Raw genomic sequence first — 20,542 nt, forward strand, 5'->3', positions numbered from 1 at the left:
CGATCTGCTCAACAACGGCTATTTTAAAGGATAGAGGATAATCGCGTTGGGTGCGTTTGAACTCAGTCATCATCACGTTCTCCGGGTTTGAGTCAGGAATGTGTCAACGCTATTCAGGACGGGTCAAACTAAATAAAAAAGGCGCTTAATTAAGCGCCTTTTTTACCGGGCAACGACTACTTCGTGACGTCCGCACCGAACCATTTTTCCGACAGCGCCTTCATGGTGCCGTCTTTCTGCATCTCGTCGATAGCCGCATCAATGGCTTTTAGCAGATCTTCGTTGCCTTTACGCACCGCAACACCCGCTTCCTGGCGCGAGAACGCATCACCGGCAACCGCCAGCGTATCTTTCGTTTTCTTCACCAGATCCAGCGCCGCCAGTCGGTCTACCAGAATCGCATCAATACGCCCTACGCGCAGATCCTGGTATTTGGTCGGGTCATCATCATAGGTGCGGATATCGACACCCTGAACGTTCTGGCGCAACCACTCTTCGTAGTTAGTCCCCAGGCCGACGCCCACTTTTTTGCCTTTCAGATCGGCGGCTGACTTGATGCCAGTTTCGTTACCTTTTTTCACCAGCGCCTGGATACCGGAGACGGTATAAGGCGTGGAGAAGTCATACTTTTTCTTCCGTTCATCGGAGATGGTTACCTGGTTGATAACCACGTCGATACGCTTTGAATCCAGCGAAGCCAGCATGCCGTCCCATTTGGTGGGTTTCAGCGATGCTTTCACGCCCAGATGCTTCGCCAGCGCTTCGGCGAACTCAACTTCAAAACCAGTCAGCTTGCCATCGTCGCCCTGATAACTGAACGGCGGATAGGTGCCTTCCAGCCCCACCAGCAGCGAGCCACGCTCTTTGACTTTATTCAGCAGGTTTTCAGCGGCAAACGTCTTCACGCTCATGCCTGCGACCAGCGCAACGGCCATAACACCCATCAACGCCTGACGTCCTAAAAGTGCTAGTTTCATAGTTACCCCGATTAAGAATTTTTTTTGTAGTGTAGTGTGCCTGACGCTAAGTACAAGCACGACGCGGCTACATGTTATTCTTTTTTAATATATATCAGATGTTGCGCCGACAGCGATTTTTTGCACTGAAGCAAAACGCATCTGCGCTTTGAACTGCGCATATTTGCGCAACGCAATCCGATAATTATTGGTGCTGGTCGCAGGTAACCAGGGTTCAAGATTTTCATCAAGGAACCCTTCTTCCAGCAATTGACGGGAAATATTCAACGTACTGAGGTGATTACCCAGACGGCGCAAGCGGACAACATACTCGCGCACCGTGCCGTGGCTCATCTCGGTCTGTTCGAAAAGATATTGTTTAAAACCGATGATATCAAAGAAATCGCTCTGCTCTTTGCAGTGCAGATCGCCGCAAAAACGGCAGAGTGCAACCCATTCCTTTTGTTCCTGTTGCCAGGCCGCTTCATCCAGCAGTGTATCCAGGCGCGAAATCGCGATTTTGTTGACGATTTCGCCCCGGCGTACCAGCGTGATGCGATCAAGCAGCTTATGGCAGTGAGCACAATGCGTCTGGCTGTGTTTAAAGTCTTTAAGATAGCGGCTTAGAGGCCGTCTTTTAGGTTGTTGCACCGTCATGATAACTCCTGGTTGTCAATGCGTTGTACGGCATTTTTTCAGGAGGCGATGCAATATCCCCAACCTATAACTTACCCAGCTTAGTACGTAAGCGCTTAATAGCCTGGCTATGGAGCTGACTTACCCGTGATTCCCCTACTTCCAGGACGGCGCCAATCTCTTTAAGATTGAGTTCTTCCTGATAATAAAGCGTTAATACAAGTTGTTCGCGCTCCGGGAGTGATTCAATAGCTTCCATCACCCGGTGACGTAAATTCCCTTCCATTAACTGATATAACGGGTTTTCCTGTTGATGGTCTTCCGTCACAAGCTCAATACTGTCGCCATGCTCTTCCCGCCATTCGTCATAGGAGAAAAGCTGACTATTATTTGTATCAAGCAACATCTGACGGTATTCCTCGACAGGAATTCCAAGACGCTGCGCCACTTCTGTTTCCGACGCGTTACGTCCCAGCTCTTGCTCCAGTTGCCCCATGGCCTGCGCCACTTCGCGGGCATTACGCCGGACGCTGCGCGGCACCCAGTCACGGCTGCGCAATTCGTCCAGCATTGCCCCACGAATACGCTGCACTGCGTAAGTGGTAAATGCCGTTCCTTGCAGAGCGTCGTATCGATCTACTGCATTCAGTAGACCAATTCCGCCCGCCTGTAGCAGGTCGTCCAGTTCCACACTCGCCGGCAAACGCACCTGCAGGCGCAATGCTTCGTGACGCACCAGAGGTACATAACGCTGCCACAGCGAGTGTTTATCCATTACACCTTCAGCGGTATAGAGTGAATTCACGATAAACAGCCCTGCGTTAATTGAGTTATCGGCATGATTATCCGATTCTGGAGGGCTTTTAATCGGATGAATAGTGGGTGAAATGATGGGTTATTTATACAAATAGAAATGCGTTTACTCAGGAAAAACGGATCATTGCTTTTAAAATGAACAATTTGCTTTCATTTATGCATATGTTTCTGCGCTTATTTATTACATATTAAACAGTCACTGCGAAATGTATCTTTAAAAAAAGCGCTAAAGCATAGCCTAATTCCGGAATTAAGCCGGACAATAACTTGTAAAATCACTTGTATAACTCACTTTGTTGCTGTTGCGTCAGTAATGTTGTTCATATTTACGCATTCAGCAGAAATATTCAGGCAAAATTTAATGAATATCCTGGTTACCGCGATCGGCTCTATGTCGGCGGAAGTCGTGATTAAGCAACTCCAGTATGCCGGGCATCGCGTTTACGGATGCGATATTCACCCTGCTCGTTGGTTATTTACCTCGCGCCTGGTTGACGGTTTCGCGCAGATTCCACGGGCTGTTGACCAGCAGGCGTGGATAGAGGCGATTGTCTCACAGTGTGAGCAACATCATATTGCGTGGGTCATTCCACTGACCGATGTCGAAGTCGATCTGCTGTCGCTATACCGCGACCGCCTGCCAACAGGGACTCAGGCTGCCATTATGCCTGCCGGGGCGGCCGTATTATGCCGTGATAAATATGCCTGGGCGGCAAAACTTGGCAAAAATCCCGCCATTAAAACGCTTGCTGGCTGCACATTGAGTGACTGGCGTGCTGATGGAGCCGTTTTCCCGGCCATTTTAAAACCGTGTCGTGGTCGCAGTAGCGAAGGTTTACGCCACATTCACTGTGCGCAAGAGCTTGAAGAAGCACGCACCCGGCTCAATGGCGACGAGTGGATTGTGCAGCCGAAGGTGGCGGGCGATATCTTTACTGTCGATGTCGTTTACCAGGCATCTGGCGATTTATGCGCTGCCGTTGCACGAAAAGAGCTTATCCGTACCAGTAACGGGGCCGGAATTTCGGTTGAAATGATCCCCGATACGTTATTGCTTGATACTGCGCGCCTTATCGCGCGGGAAACTGGCGCTAACGGCTGCTTCAATATGGAATTTATTGGTAATCAGGATGGCTATTTTTTGATGGACATTAACCCGCGCTTTTCGGCGGGGGTCGAGTTTTCCGTTAAAGCAGGTTATGACATGGTGAATAACCATCTCGCCTGTTTCAGCACTCAGGCAATCGATGCACAGCAAGTTTACCAGACGGCATTTTATACCCGTCATTACGTTGCAGAATAATCACACCAGGACAATACGATGAGCGAAGCTTCAAAGCCGGAAATGCTGACTACCGTCGCTGACTGGGATAGCAAGTGGCCGGACATTTTTGATCATTACCAAAACGATCCCCGCCATGCGCATTATGTTAATGCGGTTCGCCGCCGCGACGAGCAGCGAATTCTGGAGATTGCCGCAGGCAGCTTTCGAGATATTGCCTGGTTAAATGATAAAGGCCTCGACGGTTACGGTATCGATTTCTCCCCGGAAGCGGTGACACGCGCGCGAAACTTTTATCCGCTTCAGGCTGAAAATTATTCCGTACAGGATGCTTTCAATATTGGCTTTGCGGATAACTTTTTTGATTTGTCCTTCCACAATGGTTTCTGGGGATTATTTAGCGACGCAGATATCAAAAAAATGGCGATCGAGCAGGCGCGGGTCACGCGTAAGAGAATGATTGTCACCGTGCATAACGCTCACAATATTGGCTTCGCTAATTATTTTAAAAGTATGCAGGAAACCGACCCGCTGTTTAATATTCGCTTTTTTACGGTCGATGAAATTCAGTCGTATCTGGCAACTGTTTGCCGCTCCGTCACGGTTATTCCGGTCGGCAAGGGTAAAAAGACGCATGAGGATTGGCTTATTCGCAAAGGTTTACATCATCCGGCATTGATCAATTCGATGTTTAAATTCTCCGGCATGAAATACCTCGCACGAAGCGAGCGTTTACTGTGTATTGGCGAGTTATAACGCCATAATAACAATAACGAAAGAGGCTTAGCACATGTGCTAAGCCTTTTTTTATTATGCAACGTGCCGTGCGTCTGCAGTCGGGCTGTCCGTTTTAGCAGCGTAACGACGAATAACGTCGATAATACGCATCTGCTCCTCTTCACCCAAATCCGGGTAAATCGGCAGGCAGAGAATTCTTTCTGCCAGTTGATTTGCCACAGGTAAATGTTCCGGTCGCGCCGAAGGTAAATGCCGGTACATAGAAAACGAGCTGATAAGCGGATAGAAATAACGCCTCGAATAAATATTTTCTTCTTTCAGCGCTTCATAGAGCGCATCACGCGAGAGCGGGTATGCGTCATCGAGTAATACCGGATAATAAGCATGGTTCCACTCAAAGTGTGCCGTCTCTGAATAGAAGGTGATCCCGGTAATATTATTCAGGTGAGTGCAATAGCGTTCATAAATTGTACGGCGCGCAGCCAGCGCACCATCAATATGCTGTAGCTGTAATAAACCGAAAGCGGCCTGCACTTCGTTCATTTTAGCGTTAATGCCTGGTGCAATCACCGTAGTTTCATCGGCGAAACCGAAGTTTTTCAAATAATCGATACGCTGTTTGGTCCGCGCATCCGGGCAAATAATCGCCCCACCTTCGATGGTGTTAAATACTTTTGTTGCATGGAAGCTGAGAATCGACAAATCACCGCAGTTCAGAATACTGCTGCCGTTCTGCTTCACGCCAAATGCATGCGCCGCATCGTAAATCACTTTCAGGCCGTAGGTATCAGCAATGCGCTGGATTTTATCGACATCACACGGAATACCGTAGCAATGTACCGGCATGATGGCGCTGGTGTTTTCGGTGATCAGTGCTTCAATACTGGCCGGGTCCATATTAAAGGTGTGCGGGTCGATATCGGCAAAGACCGGCGTCAGGCCATTCCACAGCAGGCTGTGAGAGGTTGCAACAAAGGAATACGGTGTGGTGATTACCTCGCCTTTCAGCCGCAATGTCTGAAACGCAGTCAACAGTGCCATGGTGCCGTTAGAAAACAGAGAAAGATGCTTTACACCGAGGTACTCCGCCAGCGCCTGCTCAAGCTGCGCATGGAAGGGACCAGCATTGGTCAGATACTTGTTCTGCCAGATCTGCTCCAGGTACGGAACAAACTCTTCCAGCGGGGGAAGCAACGGGCTTGTGACGTAGATATTTTTCATCGTGCACCTCGAGTGCGGCACTGTAAACAACCGATCCGCAGACCGGCGAGAGTATTAAAGAAACGACACCGTTTTTTCCTCGACCAGCAAGGACTTCGGTGCTTCACCACGGCAATACAACGCCCAGGCCTCACGCAGTGCGGTTTCAAACGTTCCCGCAATGTTATAGCCCGCTTCATTTTCCGTCGGAATACGCTCGCGCATGCCCAAGCGAATCGCGTTCAGCTCTTGCGGATGGTCGCGCCAGTACAGCGCTTTGCGCAGGTAATCCTCTTCATCCGTTGCGACGAACTCATCCAGCCGGTAGGCGCGCATGATATCGACCCCCTGCTGACCGGCGACGGTTTTGCCCGCAATCGTCAGTGTTGGCACACCCATCCAGGCACCGTGATTGGTGGTGGTTCCGCCGGTATAAGGGAATGCATCCAGCAGCAGATCGATTTCGTGGTGATAGGCAAGGTATTCGTCAATCTCCACCAACCCGCGGAATATCAACTGATCTTCACGCACGCCCAGACCCAGCAAACGTTTTTTCACCGAGGCAACCAGCCCTTCATCTGTCATAAAACCGAGTAATAATTTTGCGTTCGGCGACGCAACCATCACTTTCGCCCAGATTTGCAGGACGTTGTCGTTGATTTTTTTCGGCCGGTTAAAACTGCCAAAGGTCACATAACCGTTGCTTAACGCAGGCAAAGTATTGATCTGCGGGCTTTGCGGGTGCGGCTCAAATAATTTACGCGTTTCGATGTACATAATTCGCTCGGTTAATTGCTCCTGCAAACCGACCGATTTAGCAAGCGTGGTATAAAGCAACCGGTAATCCATCTGCACAAGGCCCGTGGTGCCCGGATAGCCAATCCATGAAATTTGTACCGGTGCCGGGCGCAGCGCAAAGGCCGGTAAACGGTTGTAAGTGGTGTGACCGGAGAGATCGAACAGGATGTCGATGCCATCCTCATTGATTAATTGCGCCAGCTCAACGTTGCTTAGCGCATCCACCTGCCGCCACATTAAAGCTGTTTCACGCAGATGGTGGGCCACGCTGTCGTTATTCAGGAAGGTGGTGCTGTAAGCCACCAGCTCAAATTTTTCACGATCCATGCCATCCCAGAATGGCAGCAGAAAGTTGGTCACCGGGTGTTTTCGCAAATCGCCTGAGACAAAACCGACGCGCAATTTACGCTCAGGATCTTTGAGGTTATTCAGCGGTAAATGAACGTTGCAACGTTTTGCCCATTCATCAACGCGACGCCCATATTCAAAGTGTTTTTCACGAAGCTCTTGCGGCGTGACGCTAAAATCATGGGTCATCACAAAGAGTAAACTGGTGAAATAATCAAAGTCGTAGTTGCTTAGCTCTACGGATTTCTCAAGGAAATAACGTGCTTCTGCCAGTTTCTGGTTATCACTCAGAATAATGCCGGTCATCCCCATATGGCGCGCGGTAACCTGCGGGAAACGTAACGTTTCCCGGCAGCATTTTTCCGCCAGCGCCATATCGCCATAGGCATGATGAATGGTTGCCAGCGTGTACCAAAAATCGACGTTCTTATCATCGAGGCGCAGCAACGCATGCACGATTTTGCGCGCGTGGAAATGCTCGCGATTTTTCTGCAATGCCACCGCAAGGTCATAATAGATATCAAGGCTGGTAAAGTAATACCCCATCAGGCGACACAGCGAAGGCAACGCATCCTCCCACGCGCCGGTCAGAATACAGGCGCGCGAGTGGCAGCGCAGGATATGCATATTTTCCGGGCTGGCAAGCAGCAACGATTGTGCGTACTGGCGCGCTTCCTGCGACAGTCCTGCGCGGATCAGGCGATTCACTTCTGCATAGATCGCATCATCATCCTGCCGTGCATCGCTTAACACCGGTTCGTGTATTTCGCTATGTAGTAACCCACCGCGCGACTCGCTCACACTCAGCAGTAACAAGGTAGAAAGCTGAGACTTCAGCGTTTCCACCCGCCCCGCGCGCAAAAACAGTTGCAGCTGTTTTTTCCACGCCAGCGGCGAACCAATAAGTATCCCTTTGGTTTTTAGCGACAGGTAATTAGCCCACCCGTCGTCGTCCGTGGCACGCATTCCGCCTTGCAGATAATCCCACTCGCATGCGGTCAGCCCTACTGACTCGCCCCACAGGTTCACCAGCGCCAACTCATCCTCTGGCCGTTGCACGGGCAGCGGGACAATGGTGCCTAATGTGTCGTTCTGCGCCTGGTTATAACACCCCGGCGATGCGCTCCAGTACAGACCGTTCGTACAGTTCATAAACAGCGCATGCAGTGATTCCCACACCGCTTTGCGCACGTCTTCGCTCTTTTCAGGCTGGCGGCAGTTAAACACCAGCTGTTCGAAACTCAGCGATTGCGGCCATGCACTGGAGAGCAAGTCCAGTATCTGTATTGAGCAGGCATTTGGCGTGTAAATGGTTTCCCCGGCACCGTTAACAAACATTTTTACCGTCTGCCCTTTCGAATTAAGCATACGGGTGAAATTGCCGGCCCAGTGCAACTGCTCCAGATTACGCAAATCCGGCGCTACCGGTGTTGTTAATGCCTCAGCATGCGCCAGTAAGCTAAAGCGCTGCACACGTTGTGTCGCGTAATCAAGGTACTGTTGCGCCATCACCCGATCAGCGCCAGCGCTGACCGCGCCGATCATCTGCCTGATATGCTCCGGGTAGAAACCCACTAATTCGTATTGCGGCAGCAAATCGCCCACATAACCCAGGCCTGCCTTTGCGCCTTCGTCGGCGAAAGTGGCAAGAGTTCGGGCGCTGTCGCCCTGGCTAAGATAAGTGAGCGCCAGGGTGGTATCGTCCAGTTTTTCGGCGGCAAGCACGGCGTTTTTAAACGCGCCCTCTTCCAGGGTGACGGCCAGGAAACTCAGCATCCCGCGCGCGGCGCTGAGCAGATCGCCGCCCTCTTCGACACGCTGCAAATGGAAAAGCAGCGCATCACGCAACGTGCTGTGCGCCATAGCACCCGGCAATACCGACCAGCGCAGACCAATCACACCATTGGCAGAGAGATGCGTCTGGCACCAGCCGAGCAGCGCTTCACGCTCGGCGCTGGCGAGGAAAGAAAAAGCGCCATGAATAATGATGTAATCAAATTCACCCGGATCGACGGCCAGCAAATCCCCCAGACCGACGGCAAACAATTCGACATTATTGCTGCCGAGCGAGGAAACTAACTGCTGCCCCTGCGCGATTGCCGCTTCATCAATATCTATACCAATCGCCACACTGTGCGGGCAGGCAGCGGCCTGCATGACCAGACGCTGCGCGCCAGCACAGCCAAGCTCAAGAACACGCGCCTGCGAAGGCGTGACGCTCGCCAGATGATTGATGGCGGCTGCGGCATGCATCGCGTCAGGCGTAATTCGGTAGTCCGGGTAAAATGTGCTCAAGTGACAGTGTCCAGTTAAATAATTAAGCGGTCGCTAATGCATTTTCCAGTAACGCACCATAGCGCTGCTGCAGTTCCTGTTTATATTGCTGGTAGCCTCCATCGGCATTTTTCACCGTGGTAACGACCCAGCTAAAAGGATTTTCAAAGCCCTGATCAAATTCAATAAGATGGCAGGAAGGCACACGTTGCACGGCCAACTGTTCGACCGGCGGGAGATAATCCAGCGCAAAGGAGAGCGCGACCTGATCAAGGAACCAACGCACATTTTGCGCACGCAGGTTTTCATCGATAAAGCGGGCGACAATATCGAAATAGCGCAGCGTCACCGCGTCAGGCTGCGCATAAACAAAGCCGCCGAGGACCTGTTCCCACAGTGGCGCATTCTCGTTACTGGTAAGAATAAAGCGGGCGTTGTCAGCCTCAGCGTGAACATCCACCCAGCCGCGGCGTACCAGGCAGTCGGCATCCAGCGCCAGCACCGGTGTTTCGAAGGCTTCCAGCGCATGGCGCAGGAAAATAAACCGCCGCGAGGCGTAATGCACATTCAGGCCCGGCTGAGTTTCAACGGTTTCGTGAGTCAAAGAGATATGCAGCTCAGGCAGCGCACGCGCAAGCGCCTGCACATGCTGATGTAATTCATCATCACAGTTATAGATATGCAGGTGCACATCGAGCGTGTCGCGGTTGGTTTCATACACGGAATAAATAAGCGTCAGCGCATGCTCGAAGTAGTAGCCCTTATCGCAGGCCACCAGCACGGTGGTTTTCTCGCGATGCTGTTTTTCGATAAGCCACGTATAGCGTGAGTAATCAGGCGTGTGGCTTGCATCGACCAGCGGGCGAAAATCAATAAACGTTTCCGGCAGGCCGCCAAGTTTGCAGATACCGCAGACAATCATCAACAGCGTCATCTGATCTTCGCCAATCAGGGTTGAATCGGCGGTCAGCGCCTGGATAACCACCTGCGCCTGGTTGTAATCCTCTTCCATCAGGCAGATAAGCAGCAAAATTTTCAGCACCGGTGCCGATTCACTCACCAGCGAGAGATTGTTAGAAATAAGAAACAGCGCGGAGTTGATTTCATTAATACGAAACAGGATCTGAATAGCGGCGACTAAATAGTTAAGGTTGTCATCAAGCTTCAGCGCTTCCACAATATTTTGCGTGACGCGCTCGCTTAATTCAGCCGGATAGGCAACCTGTCTGCCCTGCTGCTTACCATCCAGCGCGAGGTTTGCCATCGTCAGCGCGCAGAGCATATTTTTCAGCGCCACATCTTTGTCCGCATCCAGCTCGGTTTGCGCTTCACGGATCATCGGTTCCAGACGCGCAATATCCGCGCTTTTAAAGGTCATGATTTCCGCGACAATATGCGCAGGCAGCGCATCGGTTTCGGGTAAATAAATGATGCGCGTAAAGACATCGCGATAAAACTGATGCATACCCCGGGAACGTGAAAATTGGCTCATGAGATAACTCGTCTGATGGTGTCGTAAAGCGACACGCAATAAGTAGATTATCGCAAGGCTACCATGCGCTCAGAGGCTGTTATGGCGGGAAAACAATGGCTAACTACGGCTTATTTTGCAGATTGCGTTAAGGCTAACGGGCATAAAAAAAGGTTGCTGTTTCCAGCAACCTTTTTTGCAAAGCGATGCGTTATTAACGCAGCAGGGACAGCATAGTCTGCGGAACCTGGTTTGCCTGAGACAGTACAGAAGTACCAGCCTGCTGCAGGATCTGCGCGCGGGACATGTTGGAAACTTCGGTAGCGTAGTCAGCATCCTGAATACGAGACTGTGCAGCAGACAGGTTGTTGATGGAGCTGTTCAGGTTGTTGATGGTAGATTCGAAACGGTTCTGAATCGCACCCATGTTAGAACGAGCTTCGTCAATCTTAGCGATTGCAGCATCAGCAGCAGAGATAACAGCCTGTGCAGAGGCGTTATCAGAGATAGAGGTGCTCAGTGCAGCGTCCAGAGTACCGGAAGTTGCGTTGATAAGAGCAGTGCTGTCGATGGAGATGGTGTCGTTATCAGACACGCCAGCGCCAACCTGAATTTTCAGAGCGGTAGAAACGGAACCGTCCAGCAGTTTTTTACCGTTGAAGTTAGCGCCGCCAGCGATACGGTCGATTTCAGCCAGACGCTGAGTGATTTCAGTGTTGATTGAATCCAGGTCGGTAGTACCGTTGGTGTCGTTTGCAGCCTGAACTGACAGCTCACGGATACGCTGTAAGTTGGTGTTGATTTCGTTCAGGTTACCTTCAGCGGTGCTCACCAGAGAGATACCGTCGTTAGCGTTACGCGCAGCCTGAGTCATACCCTTGATCTGGGAGCTCATGCGGTTAGCAATCGCCTGGCCAGCAGCGTCATCTTTCGCGCCGTTGATACGCAGACCAGAAGACAGACGCTCGATAGCGGTGCCCAGAGAAGACTGAGATTTGTTCAGGTTGTTCTGAGTGGTCAGGGACAACAGGTTAGTATTGATAACTGCCATGATTTTAATTCCTTCAAAGAGAAATGGTTTCTAGGTTCGGTGCCTAACACTTACGGCGTCTCTCACCGTCAACAAGGTTATCGACGCACTTGCAGCAGACTTTAGAAATAATCATAAAAAATTTTCAATGCCATGTTTTTAAAGGAATTTATTTATCTCAAGCTTTGTTATCCCGACCGTAAAACACTATTTAAGTGATATTTTTTAGCCATCACAGATTAATGAGTTAACGCCCGCACATTTCCTTTATATAGATATATGGCAACCGCTCGCGATATATCATCGACGATATAAATAAGAACACGCCCGGATAATTGAGAACGTTATTTAGTGCTGCTTAATAATATATCAATAAATAGCGAAATAACCTGAACATGTGCCGATATGCAATGGCAATATTAACCGTGAACAGTTGTGCTTATTCCTGGCTTAATTTTTTTTTGCCCGGTATAAACTTTTCGCAAAGGTGGCCGATAAGACTCTGAAACTACCATCGTCCTTAAGGAATCAAGTATGGCTACTATCAGTACCCTCGGGGTAGGTTCAAATCTTAAGTTGGGTGATCTTTACGATCAGCTGCAGACCGCTGAGGAAAGCAAATTAACAACGATTACCAGCCAGCAAACGACCTATCAGGCACAGCTCAGTGCTTATGGTAAGTTGCAAAGCGCGCTGACCAGTCTGCAAACGGCCGCCGCGAAGCTTGGCAAAGCGGAGACCTGGAACTCAACGAGTGTTAGCAGCACCAACACCTCGTTTACGGCGACGACGACCTCCAGCGCATCTGTGGGTGATTTTAAAGTCAACGTTAAGCAGATGGCGAAAAGCCAGGTGCTGACTTCTGACTCTATTGCCAGCAACACGACGCAACTGGGCGGAACAACGGCTGATAATACCCGTACGATAACTATCACCCAGCCGGGCACCACGACGCCGCTGACGGTGAAACTGGCCGACGGAGACACCTCGCTTAACGGTATCGCCAAAGCGATTAACGGCGCCAACGGCAACGTAACCGCAAGCGTCGTTAAAGCCGCCGACGGCGATTATCGCCTGATGCTGTCATCAAAAACCACCGGTACCGATTCTGATATGACGGTCACGGTGACAGGCGATGATACGCTGAACGCAGTTATCGGTTCGGCGGCGCTGAATGAACAAACGAAATCGCAGAACGCGATTGTCAGCGTCAACGATATCGAAATTACGCGCCAGACCAACACCATCTCTGATGCGCTGCCGGGCGTGACGTTTACGTTGAAAGCGCAAAGTGCCGCCGATGAAACACTGACCGTGGCGCGTGCTACCGACGAGAACAAAAAAGCCATCACCGACTGGGTAACTGCTTATAACTCATTACAGTCAACCATTGCGACGCTGACCAAATACGTGCAGCCTGACGAGGGTTCTACCACCCAATCGTCAAGCAACGGCGCACTGCTGGGTGACAGTACTATCCGCGGAGTACAGTCAGATCTACGCAGCTTATTGACCAATGTACAGAGCGGCTCTTATGCCATTATGGCGCAGTTGGGTATCACTCAGGACCCGGTTAAAGGCAGCGACGGCTCTACGGGTAATCTGAAAATTGATGATACCAAGCTTACCAAAGCGCTGAGTGAAAACCCGGATGGTGTGCAGGCCTATTTCCTGGGTGACGGGAAAACAACAGGTTTTGCCACGCAGATGAATAATAAACTGACCGATATGCTCAGCACCACCACGGGCAAAGAGGGTGTTATTCAGAATGCGAAAGATGGCATCAACACCACGCTGAAAACCCTCAGCAAGCGTTATGATGCGATGGAAGCTTCAATTGAAGCCACCATGGCGCGTTATAAAACTCAATTTACACAGCTGGATACGTTAATCAATAAACTGAATAACACCTCCAGTTACCTGACTTCGCAGTTCAGCAGCAGCAGTAGCTAAAAGGAAGGCGTATGTATAGTAATTCTGGTGTTCAGGCCTATCAGAAGGTGGGACTTGAATCTGCCGTTTTGAGTGCCAGCCCACACCAGTTAGTGGTTATGTTGTTTGATGGCGTTCATAGCGCGCTTGTCAGAGCGCGCTTGTTCCTCGAAGCGGGAGACATCCCGGCAAAGGGGGAAGCGCTGTCGAAAGCCATTAATATCATCGACAACGGACTCAAAGCCGGGCTGAATATGGATGTTGGTGGCGATCTTCCGCATAACCTGGCCGCACTGTATGACTATATGGTGCGTCGCTTGTTGCATGCGAACCTGCGCAATGACATTAACGCCATTAATGAAGTTGAGACGCTGCTGCTAAATATTTCTGACGCATGGAAGCAAATCGGCCCTGGTTATTCTAACGCGCAGGATCAACTTTGATGAACGACTCCAGCTTATCCCTAAAAAAGTGGCATTCACTTTATGCGCTTAGCCGCACCATGCTAAGCCTCGCTCAATCCGGGAAATGGGATGAGCTTATCGAACAGGAAGTCGCCTACGTTACACTTGTTGAAGATATCAGCAGGATCCCCTTCCCGCCTGGCAGCCATATGTTGCAGGATCAGGCGCAGGTTGTGCTCGCCAAAGTATTGGAAAATGAGGTCGAGCTCAAGCAACTATTGCAGGAGCGCATGAGCGAGTTGCAAGGGCTGATAAGCCGCACGGGTAAACAAAAAAACCTGAATATCGCTTATGGTCGTCTCTCCGGGAACATTTTATTCCCGGGCGAGATAAATGAAATGAATCAGTAATCGCTTCGCTTCATTTTCATCCATACTCCAGGAGTCACTCTTGAGACTTCTGGAGCACAGCGATGAAAAATCCCACACTATTACAAACATTCCACTGGTACTCCCCTGAGGGCGGCACGCTCTGGGAAGAGCTGCGCAATAACGCTGCCGGTTTTAACGATATTGGCATCAATATGGTCTGGCTTCCGCCTGCGTATAAAGGCGCGTCCGGTGGGCTTTCCGTCGGCTATGACAGCTATGACCTTTTCGACCTGGGCGAGTTTGACCAAAAAGAGAGCATCGCGACCAAGTACGGTAATAAACAACAACTATTAGCCGCGATAGCTGCGCTCAAACAGAACGGTATCGCCGTATTAATGGACGTGGTGGTTAACCATAAAATGGGGGCTGACGAGAAAGAACGCATCCGCGTGAACCGGGTCAACGAGCAGGATCGCACGCAAATCGATGATGAAGTGATTGAGTGCGACGCCTGGACACGCTACACCTTCCCCGCCCGCGCCGGAAAATACTCTGAGTTCATCTGGGATTATAAATGCTTTAACGGTATCGACCATATTGAAAACCCGGATGAAGAAGGCGTTTTTAAAATCATCAACGATTACACCGGCGATGGCTGGAACGATCAGGTGGATGATGAAATGGGTAATTTTGATTACCTGATGGGATGCAATATCGATTTTCGCAACCATGCGGTAACAGAGGAAATAAAGTACTGGGCGCGCTGGGCGATGGAGCAAACGCAATGCGACGGCTTTCGCCTTGATGCCGTGAAGCACATCCCGGCCTGGTTTTTTAAAGAGTGGATCGAGCACGTACAGGATGTCGCGCCGAAGCCGCTGTTTATCGTCGCCGAATACTGGTCACACGAACTCGCTAAATTACAAAATTACATCGCGCAGGTGGAAGGCAAAACCATGCTGTTCGATACGTTGCTGCAATTAAAATTCCATGAAGCATCGCGGCAAGGGCGTGATTATGACATGCGACAAATTTACATCGGCACGCTGGTTGAAGCAGAACCCTTCCACGCTGTGACGCTGGTTGCCAACCATGATACCCAGCCGCTGCAATCGCTCGAAGCGCCTGTGGAACCCTGGTTTAAACCGCTGGCGTATGCGCTGATCCTGCTGCGGGAAAACGGTATCCCTTCGGTGTTTTATCCTGATCTCTATGGCGCAAGCTACGATGATATCGGTAACGATGGTAATGAGTACCATATTGATATGCCCGTCATCGAACCGCTCGTCCCGCTGCTGCTTGCCCGCCAGCGTTTTGCACACGGGGTGCAAACCCTGTGGTTTGATCATCCCAACTGTGTCGCTTTTAGCCGCAGCGGTACCGATGAAGATCCCGGCTGCGTGGTGGTGCTTTCTAACGGGGACGATGGGGAAAAAACCGTGACGCTGGGGGAAAATTACGGCAACAAAGTATGGCGGGATTTTCTCGGCTACCGGCAAGAAACCGTCAAAACGGATGAAAACGGCAAGGCCGTGTTTACCTGTAATGGCGGCAGTGTCAGCGTGTGGGTACTGGAAGATGTTCTATAAGATGTGCCGGGAACACCCGGCACAACAGGTTATTGGCGCAGACTCAGCCCGGCATCTTCCAGCGCCTTCTGGCACTCGACAGTCGGTTTATCCACGCGTTTTAGCGTCAGGCCGTCAAAGGTCAGTTCACTGCCTTCACGCTTCAGGCGATAAACCTCACGCTTTTGCGTGACGTTATAAAGCTTATCACCCTCGCGCATCAGTTTACCCGGCACGGCGATCACCCGCTGCCACTGGCGGCAATCAAGCGTATCACCCTGCGGCGTAACAATCAGACTGGCGATAGCCTCCGGGCTGACCAGTTTGCTTTGCGGTCCGGCAGACTGCCAGTAACCCGCCAGTCCCGCCGGCGCAGGCTGTTTAACCACCGCCTGGTAATTCTCCACCTCCACGCAGCCGCTGAGTAAAACCAGCGCACCCAGCATCATTATCTTTTTCATCATTTGTCCTGCTCCATGAAAGAAAATATTGTGGCATTAAAGCGTTAACGCCGCCAGCCTTTCCCCTGACGCAAACGCATTTGATCTGCACCATGTTTTTACGTTTTTTTATGCCAGCCTCCCGTTGACGCGTGTATTATCCGGTTTCTTTTGCACGTCGTGTTGTTCCTTCTGAGTTCAGAGGCTCTTTACCATGTCATGGCAATATTTTAAAAATAGCTTTCTTATTAAGTTCTGGTCACCTGTTCCGGCCGTCATCGCCGCCGGTATTCTCTCTACGTATTATTTCGGCATTACCGGCACGTTCTGGGCCGTCACGGGTGAATTCACCCGCTGGGGTGGGCAACTGCTGCAACTGGCAGGCGTTCATACCGAAGAGTGGGGTTACTTCAAACTGATTCATCTCGACGGTACGCCGCTGACACGTATTGACGGCGTGATGATAATCGGTATGTTTGGCGGGTGTTTCGCAGCCGCTCTGTGGGCAAATAACGTGAAGCTACGCTTCCCGCACAGCCGTGTGCGTATCGCGCAGGCCATCATTGGCGGCATCATCGCGGGTTTCGGCGCTCGTCTGGCCATGGGCTGCAACCTTGCCGCATTCTTTACCGGCATCCCTCAGTTCTCGCTACACGCCTGGTTCTTTGCCGTTGCGACGGCCATCGGCTCCTGGTTTGGCGCGCGCTTTACCCTGCTGCCGCTGTTTCGTATTCCGGTAAAAATGCAGAAAGTGTCAGCCGCCTCGCCGTTAACACAAAAACCCAGCCAGGCGCGTCGTCGCTTTCGTCTTGGCATGCTGGTGTTCGCCGGGATGATTGGCTGGGCGTTGCTGACAGCGTTCAATCAACCGAAACTGGGGCTGGCAATGCTGTTTGGCGTGGGTTTTGGCTTGTTGATTGAACGTGCGCAAATCTGCTTCACGTCAGCTTTCCGCGATATGTGGATAACCGGGCGCACCATGATGGCAAAAGCGATTATCTTTGGGATGGCGGTGAGCGCTATCGGGATTTTCAGCTATGTGCAGCTTGGTGTGGAAGCCAAAATCATGTGGGCAGGCCCGAATGCGGTACTGGGCGGTTTACTGTTTGGTTTTGGTATTGTGCTGGCAGGAGGCTGTGAAACAGGCTGGATGTACCGCGCCGTTGAAGGCCAGGTGCATTACTGGTGGGTGGGGCTTGGTAACGTCATCGGCTCGACGATTCTCGCTTACTTCTGGGACGATTTATCACCGGCGCTGGCAACGAGCTGGGATAAAATCAACCTGCTCAATACGTTTGGCCCCCTTGGCGGCCTGCTGGTGACCTATCTTTTGCTACTGGCTGCGCTGTTGTTTGTTATCGGTTGGGAAAAACAGTTCTTCCGTCGCGCGACGCTGACGAACCGTAAGGAGGTTGCATGAATATTGTTCCTGATTACCGTCTGGATATGTCCGGCGAACCCTGCCCTTACCCGGCAGTTGCCACACTTGAAGCGCTGCCCCAGCTTAAGAAAGGGGAGATCCTTGAAGTGATAAGCGATTGTCCGCAATCAATCAATAATATCCCGCATGATGCACGCAACCACGGGTATACGGTGCTGGATATTCAGCAGGATGGGCCAACCATTCGTTATTTAATTCAGAAATAGTATTTCGCCTCCCGCCAGCACGGGAGGCGTACTTTTGCGCGCGTTAGCGCCGCTATTTTTGCCGCTGCATTAAATCATACGAAACGCAGAACAGACCGACCATAAATGGGATTTCGTAAAGCTCCTCAATGAGATCCTGATACCCCGTATCATGTAAAAACAACGGCGCAATAAAGCGATGATGCTCCACGCTATCTGAAATGATAAATGTCACAACGACCAGGGCGAAAGTCCACAGTGGCAGCGCCTCATGGCGCAACCGCCAGGCCAGCTCTTTACGTAGCGTTGGTGAGAGCAAAAAATAGAGCACTAAGGCCCCAATCAGCACGACTGATATTGCACGAAACAGTAGCTTTGGCCCCTCAGGAAAATAATCACGCCCCCAGCTTATACTGCGGCCAAACAACACCAGCCACCAGATTACAGACCAGCGCCAGAAGCGCCTGGCACCGTCGGGCAGCTCGGTTTGCTGCAAGTAATAACCGGTAAACAGCGCGCCAAAGAGCAACCAAAGCGCCTGTGCCCCTTCAATCCATGCTACCAGCTCGCCATGATAAAGCGGCAAACGCAGATCAGGATAGAAAGGAATAATGCAGGAAAATAACAGTAAAAGCAGAGGAACCGATGAAACACGCGTATTAACTTTCATGCAGAAACATTCATTCAAATCATAATTTAGTGCGCAAACATACCCTTCAAGAATACACTATTCTTATCAAATTGTGTCTTTACGAGGCGTTATTCGTACTTAGCGGGATATATACACATTTTCGCTGGCACAGCGCGAAGAGAACAGGAGAAAGAAGTGCGGTGTTTCAAATAATATAAAGCCATCGTGGACGTAAAAAGCGTTCCCCCCTGCCCCATTTTTGCAGCGATGGCGCGACAGGGGGAGTAACAGGACGTGAAATCAATGCTGGAGCTGTGAGAGATCGCTTTCACTCAGGTTGGTCATTTTCATCACCGTGTGCGTGTCGATACCGTTTTCCAGCATGGCACGCGCGACCTCCATTTTGCCTTGCTTTTCGCCTTCTTTCAGGCCCTCTTTGATACCGATTTCGACCCCAAGCTGGATGCCTTTATCCACGCCCAGTTTTTCCAGTTGTTTTGCAATTGTCATCAGTTCCTCCTCGTATTCCGGTACCCGCCGCGCCAGTTCGTGTACAAAGGCTTTGGCATCTGATGTTTCACCCGCTTTTATTATGTAGTGTACCAGTGAAATGACCTGAGACGAAGAGAGATAGCCTGCAAGCAGTACACTGGTCAGGCTGTCGAGTTGCTCCGCGAGATCGCGCTGGCGAATATGCTTTTGCAGGAGTGTCAACGCAGCCATACTGCGATGCTCCATTATTTCATCATCCGGAATAATGGTGATATCCACGAGCGGCAGTTCGCCGGTATAGAGTCGGGCTGCAAGGTCAGGATCTGCGAATTCTTTTAGCCAGTTTGTTGAATAGGGGTACGGGCTGCGCTTTCCGGCATAAAACAGTACCGGTATTACCAGCGGCAATGTTTTACCGCCTTTATCTATATGGCGCTGCATGGCTGCCAGTGCGTAGCGCATCAGCCTGAAACCCATGTGTTTATCCGGCGTGGACTGATGTTCAATAAGTACATGTATATACCCATCGCCAGCCGTCGTATTGAGCTTATAAAGCACGTCGCTGTAATAAGGCCGGAGCTTCTCTTCAACGAAGGAGCCAGAGTCCAGCTGCAACGTACTCAGGTCGCAAATGGCGCGCAGCTCAGCAGGAAGATGGATCTCCATAAAATCCCGGGCAATATTGGGTTGCATTAAAAACTGGCGAAATATTGCATCATGCGGCACGCGCGCGGTTAATTTACTCGTCATTTGTGGATAGCCTCAGTTAAATACCGGGCGCCACAATAGCAAAATAAATGCGGTATTAAATTAGCCGAATATTTACTACCACGGAGTATTAATTGATAGGTATTTATACTGTCAATTCAGAAAGATAGAAGAATTCGCAATAGTGATTTCAAAGGCGGGGATAAAACGTATTTCAGACACCAAAAGCACACCTGCAGACTTCTCAGCCCCGGCGTATTTCGCAACCCATGTGAGTCGGGAAAAAGTTATCCGGCTCTACCTGAACAAGTATGAGAGCCGGACACTCAGGCAGATAAAAATTATCTACACCTGCATATTCATCACTTCCTGGTAAGCCGCCACCAGTTTATTGCGCACCTGAATACCCATTTGCAGAGAGACCGATGATTTCTGTAAATCCGTCATAACGTCATTCAGCGCCACACCCGGTTCGCCGAGGGTAAATTTTTCTGCCTGCGTACGCGCAGCGTTTTGCGTATCGCTGATCCTGTCCAGCGCCGCGTGCAATTGCCCGGCAAAATTGACTGTTGGCGTGCTCTCCACGCTCTGATTGCGCGCCGTGCCAGCGATAGCCTGCAGCTGACTGACAACGCTTTCAATGCCCTGTATAGCCATGATGATTTCCTGAGGAGGTTCTGATTCCGGACAAGATTAACAGCTTGTCAATGGGATAAAGGCGGTAAATAGCGACAAAAAACCAGGTTATTTGAGGCATAGAAAATTCGGAATCATCAAATAATGGCAGGGCCATGTTAATGGAAATGTCGAGTTTGCCGACC

General features: G+C 50.7%; 19 protein-coding genes. 8 read left to right on the forward strand and 11 right to left on the reverse strand.

All coding sequences use genetic code 11. The features are described from left to right. Positions 1–176: 176 nt before the first annotated feature. The 3 genes from tcyJ to ACTU3N_RS15885 all read right to left on the reverse strand — a co-directional run bounded on the left by tcyJ (position 177) and on the right by ACTU3N_RS15885 (position 2,397). On the reverse strand, positions 177–977 hold the full coding sequence (gene tcyJ, locus ACTU3N_RS15875) for a cystine ABC transporter substrate-binding protein (protein ID WP_443087085.1): 801 nt from the start codon (positions 975–977) through the stop codon (positions 177–179). Between the two features lie 84 nt (positions 978–1,061). After that, a complete protein-coding gene (gene fliZ / locus ACTU3N_RS15880) occupies positions 1,062–1,613 on the reverse strand; it encodes a flagella biosynthesis regulatory protein FliZ (RefSeq protein WP_443087086.1) in 552 nt (183 codons plus the stop codon). 64 nt (positions 1,614–1,677) lie between these two features. Further along, positions 1,678–2,397 carry an RNA polymerase sigma factor FliA gene (locus ACTU3N_RS15885; protein ID WP_443087087.1) on the reverse strand — a complete coding sequence of 240 codons (720 nt, stop codon included), beginning with the start codon at positions 2,395–2,397 and terminating at the stop codon, positions 1,678–1,680. Positions 2,398–2,769: 372 nt separating this feature from the next. Here ACTU3N_RS15885 and ACTU3N_RS15890 point away from each other — a divergent pair, with 372 nt between their 5' ends. Continuing rightward, entirely contained in the window at positions 2,770–3,711 is a 942-nt protein-coding gene (locus tag ACTU3N_RS15890) for an ATP-grasp domain-containing protein (protein ID WP_443087088.1), read from the forward strand. Between the two features lie 18 nt (positions 3,712–3,729). Next, positions 3,730–4,446 carry a class I SAM-dependent methyltransferase gene (locus ACTU3N_RS15895; RefSeq protein ID WP_443087089.1) on the forward strand — a complete coding sequence of 239 codons (717 nt, stop codon included), beginning with the start codon at positions 3,730–3,732 and terminating at the stop codon, positions 4,444–4,446. A 54-nt stretch (positions 4,447–4,500) separates the two neighbouring features. Here ACTU3N_RS15895 and ACTU3N_RS15900 read toward each other — a convergent pair whose 3' ends face one another. The 4 genes from ACTU3N_RS15900 to ACTU3N_RS15915 form a co-directional block, all read right to left on the reverse strand. Further along, positions 4,501–5,649 carry a DegT/DnrJ/EryC1/StrS family aminotransferase gene (locus ACTU3N_RS15900; protein ID WP_443087090.1) on the reverse strand — a complete coding sequence of 383 codons (1,149 nt, stop codon included), beginning with the start codon at positions 5,647–5,649 and terminating at the stop codon, positions 4,501–4,503. Between the two features lie 54 nt (positions 5,650–5,703). Beyond that, the gene (locus ACTU3N_RS15905) at positions 5,704–9,069 is read right to left on the reverse strand and encodes an O-linked N-acetylglucosamine transferase family protein (RefSeq protein WP_443087091.1); all 3,366 of its coding nucleotides are present in this window, start codon (positions 9,067–9,069) and stop codon (positions 5,704–5,706) included. A 22-nt stretch (positions 9,070–9,091) separates the two neighbouring features. Continuing rightward, the gene (locus ACTU3N_RS15910) at positions 9,092–10,540 is read right to left on the reverse strand and encodes a hypothetical protein (RefSeq protein WP_443087092.1); all 1,449 of its coding nucleotides are present in this window, start codon (positions 10,538–10,540) and stop codon (positions 9,092–9,094) included. Positions 10,541–10,733: 193 nt separating this feature from the next. Next, positions 10,734–11,570: a flagellin N-terminal helical domain-containing protein gene (locus ACTU3N_RS15915; protein ID WP_443087093.1), complete on the reverse strand. Its 837-nt coding sequence runs from the start codon at positions 11,568–11,570 to the stop codon at positions 10,734–10,736. Positions 11,571–12,083: 513 nt separating this feature from the next. Here ACTU3N_RS15915 and fliD point away from each other — a divergent pair. The 4 genes from fliD to amyA all read left to right on the forward strand — a co-directional run bounded on the left by fliD (position 12,084) and on the right by amyA (position 15,845). Beyond that, positions 12,084–13,502 carry a flagellar filament capping protein FliD gene (gene fliD, locus ACTU3N_RS15920; protein WP_443087094.1) on the forward strand — a complete coding sequence of 473 codons (1,419 nt, stop codon included), beginning with the start codon at positions 12,084–12,086 and terminating at the stop codon, positions 13,500–13,502. Between the two features lie 11 nt (positions 13,503–13,513). Beyond that, positions 13,514–13,924 (forward strand): flagellar export chaperone FliS, encoded by a 411-nt coding sequence (gene fliS / locus ACTU3N_RS15925; protein WP_443087095.1) that lies wholly within the window; start codon positions 13,514–13,516, stop codon positions 13,922–13,924. After that, entirely contained in the window at positions 13,924–14,295 is a 372-nt protein-coding gene (fliT, locus tag ACTU3N_RS15930) for a flagella biosynthesis regulatory protein FliT (protein WP_443087096.1), read from the forward strand. The genes fliS and fliT overlap by 1 nt, the downstream gene beginning before the upstream one ends. Positions 14,296–14,357: 62 nt before the next feature. Then, positions 14,358–15,845 carry an alpha-amylase gene (gene amyA, locus ACTU3N_RS15935; protein WP_443087097.1) on the forward strand — a complete coding sequence of 496 codons (1,488 nt, stop codon included), beginning with the start codon at positions 14,358–14,360 and terminating at the stop codon, positions 15,843–15,845. 29 nt (positions 15,846–15,874) lie between these two features. On the opposite strand, the gene yedD is transcribed toward amyA, so the two are convergent. Continuing rightward, positions 15,875–16,288 carry a lipoprotein YedD gene (gene yedD, locus ACTU3N_RS15940; RefSeq protein WP_443087098.1) on the reverse strand — a complete coding sequence of 138 codons (414 nt, stop codon included), beginning with the start codon at positions 16,286–16,288 and terminating at the stop codon, positions 15,875–15,877. Positions 16,289–16,478: 190 nt separating this feature from the next. On the opposite strand from yedD, the gene yedE reads away from it, so the two are divergent. Then, positions 16,479–17,684, forward strand: coding sequence for a selenium metabolism membrane protein YedE/FdhT (yedE, locus tag ACTU3N_RS15945; protein WP_443087099.1), 1,206 nt, complete (start codon positions 16,479–16,481; stop codon positions 17,682–17,684). Then, the gene (gene yedF / locus ACTU3N_RS15950; RefSeq protein WP_443087100.1) at positions 17,681–17,911 is read left to right on the forward strand and encodes a sulfurtransferase-like selenium metabolism protein YedF; all 231 of its coding nucleotides are present in this window, start codon (positions 17,681–17,683) and stop codon (positions 17,909–17,911) included. Before yedE ends, yedF begins: the two co-directional genes overlap by 4 nt. 52 nt (positions 17,912–17,963) lie before the next feature. On the opposite strand, the gene ACTU3N_RS15955 is transcribed toward yedF, so the two are convergent. From ACTU3N_RS15955 to fliE, 3 genes are all read right to left on the reverse strand, one after another. Then, positions 17,964–18,560, reverse strand: coding sequence for a hypothetical protein (locus ACTU3N_RS15955; RefSeq protein ID WP_443087101.1), 597 nt, complete (start codon positions 18,558–18,560; stop codon positions 17,964–17,966). A 261-nt stretch (positions 18,561–18,821) separates the two neighbouring features. After that, positions 18,822–19,763: an Rpn family recombination-promoting nuclease/putative transposase gene (locus ACTU3N_RS15960; RefSeq protein WP_443087102.1), complete on the reverse strand. Its 942-nt coding sequence runs from the start codon at positions 19,761–19,763 to the stop codon at positions 18,822–18,824. 303 nt (positions 19,764–20,066) lie between these two features. Further along, positions 20,067–20,378, reverse strand: a complete 312-nt coding sequence (gene fliE / locus ACTU3N_RS15965; RefSeq protein WP_443087103.1) for a flagellar hook-basal body complex protein FliE — start codon at positions 20,376–20,378, stop codon at positions 20,067–20,069. Positions 20,379–20,542 lie beyond the last annotated feature (164 nt).

It is taken from the genome of Vagococcus sp. WN89Y, from assembly GCF_052220145.1.
Classification (GTDB): Bacteria; Pseudomonadota; Gammaproteobacteria; order Enterobacterales; family Enterobacteriaceae; genus Kosakonia.

Bases quoted from the DNA above. Each gene is read 5' to 3' on its own strand.
- ACTU3N_RS15910 (WP_443087092.1), bottom strand. From the start codon at position 10,540: ATGAGCCAATTTTCACGTTCCCGGGGTATGCATCAGTTTTATCGCGAT.
- fliS (WP_443087095.1), top strand. From the start codon at position 13,514: ATGTATAGTAATTCTGGTGTTCAGGCCTATCAGAAGGTGGGACTTGAA.
- ACTU3N_RS15960 (WP_443087102.1), bottom strand. From the start codon at position 19,763: ATGACGAGTAAATTAACCGCGCGCGTGCCGCATGATGCAATATTTCGC.
- ACTU3N_RS15915 (WP_443087093.1), bottom strand. From the start codon at position 11,570: ATGGCAGTTATCAATACTAACCTGTTGTCCCTGACCACTCAGAACAAC.
- yedD (WP_443087098.1), bottom strand. From the start codon at position 16,288: ATGATGAAAAAGATAATGATGCTGGGTGCGCTGGTTTTACTCAGCGGC.
- yedE (WP_443087099.1), top strand. From the start codon at position 16,479: ATGTCATGGCAATATTTTAAAAATAGCTTTCTTATTAAGTTCTGGTCA.
- ACTU3N_RS15955 (WP_443087101.1), bottom strand. From the start codon at position 18,560: ATGAAAGTTAATACGCGTGTTTCATCGGTTCCTCTGCTTTTACTGTTA.
- yedF (WP_443087100.1), top strand. From the start codon at position 17,681: ATGAATATTGTTCCTGATTACCGTCTGGATATGTCCGGCGAACCCTGC.
- ACTU3N_RS15895 (WP_443087089.1), top strand. From the start codon at position 3,730: ATGAGCGAAGCTTCAAAGCCGGAAATGCTGACTACCGTCGCTGACTGG.
- amyA (WP_443087097.1), top strand. From the start codon at position 14,358: ATGAAAAATCCCACACTATTACAAACATTCCACTGGTACTCCCCTGAG.
- ACTU3N_RS15890 (WP_443087088.1), top strand. From the start codon at position 2,770: ATGAATATCCTGGTTACCGCGATCGGCTCTATGTCGGCGGAAGTCGTG.
- ACTU3N_RS15900 (WP_443087090.1), bottom strand. From the start codon at position 5,649: ATGAAAAATATCTACGTCACAAGCCCGTTGCTTCCCCCGCTGGAAGAG.
- tcyJ (WP_443087085.1), bottom strand. From the start codon at position 977: ATGAAACTAGCACTTTTAGGACGTCAGGCGTTGATGGGTGTTATGGCC.
- fliZ (WP_443087086.1), bottom strand. From the start codon at position 1,613: ATGACGGTGCAACAACCTAAAAGACGGCCTCTAAGCCGCTATCTTAAA.
- fliD (WP_443087094.1), top strand. From the start codon at position 12,084: ATGGCTACTATCAGTACCCTCGGGGTAGGTTCAAATCTTAAGTTGGGT.
- fliE (WP_443087103.1), bottom strand. From the start codon at position 20,378: ATGGCTATACAGGGCATTGAAAGCGTTGTCAGTCAGCTGCAGGCTATC.
- fliT (WP_443087096.1), top strand. From the start codon at position 13,924: ATGAACGACTCCAGCTTATCCCTAAAAAAGTGGCATTCACTTTATGCG.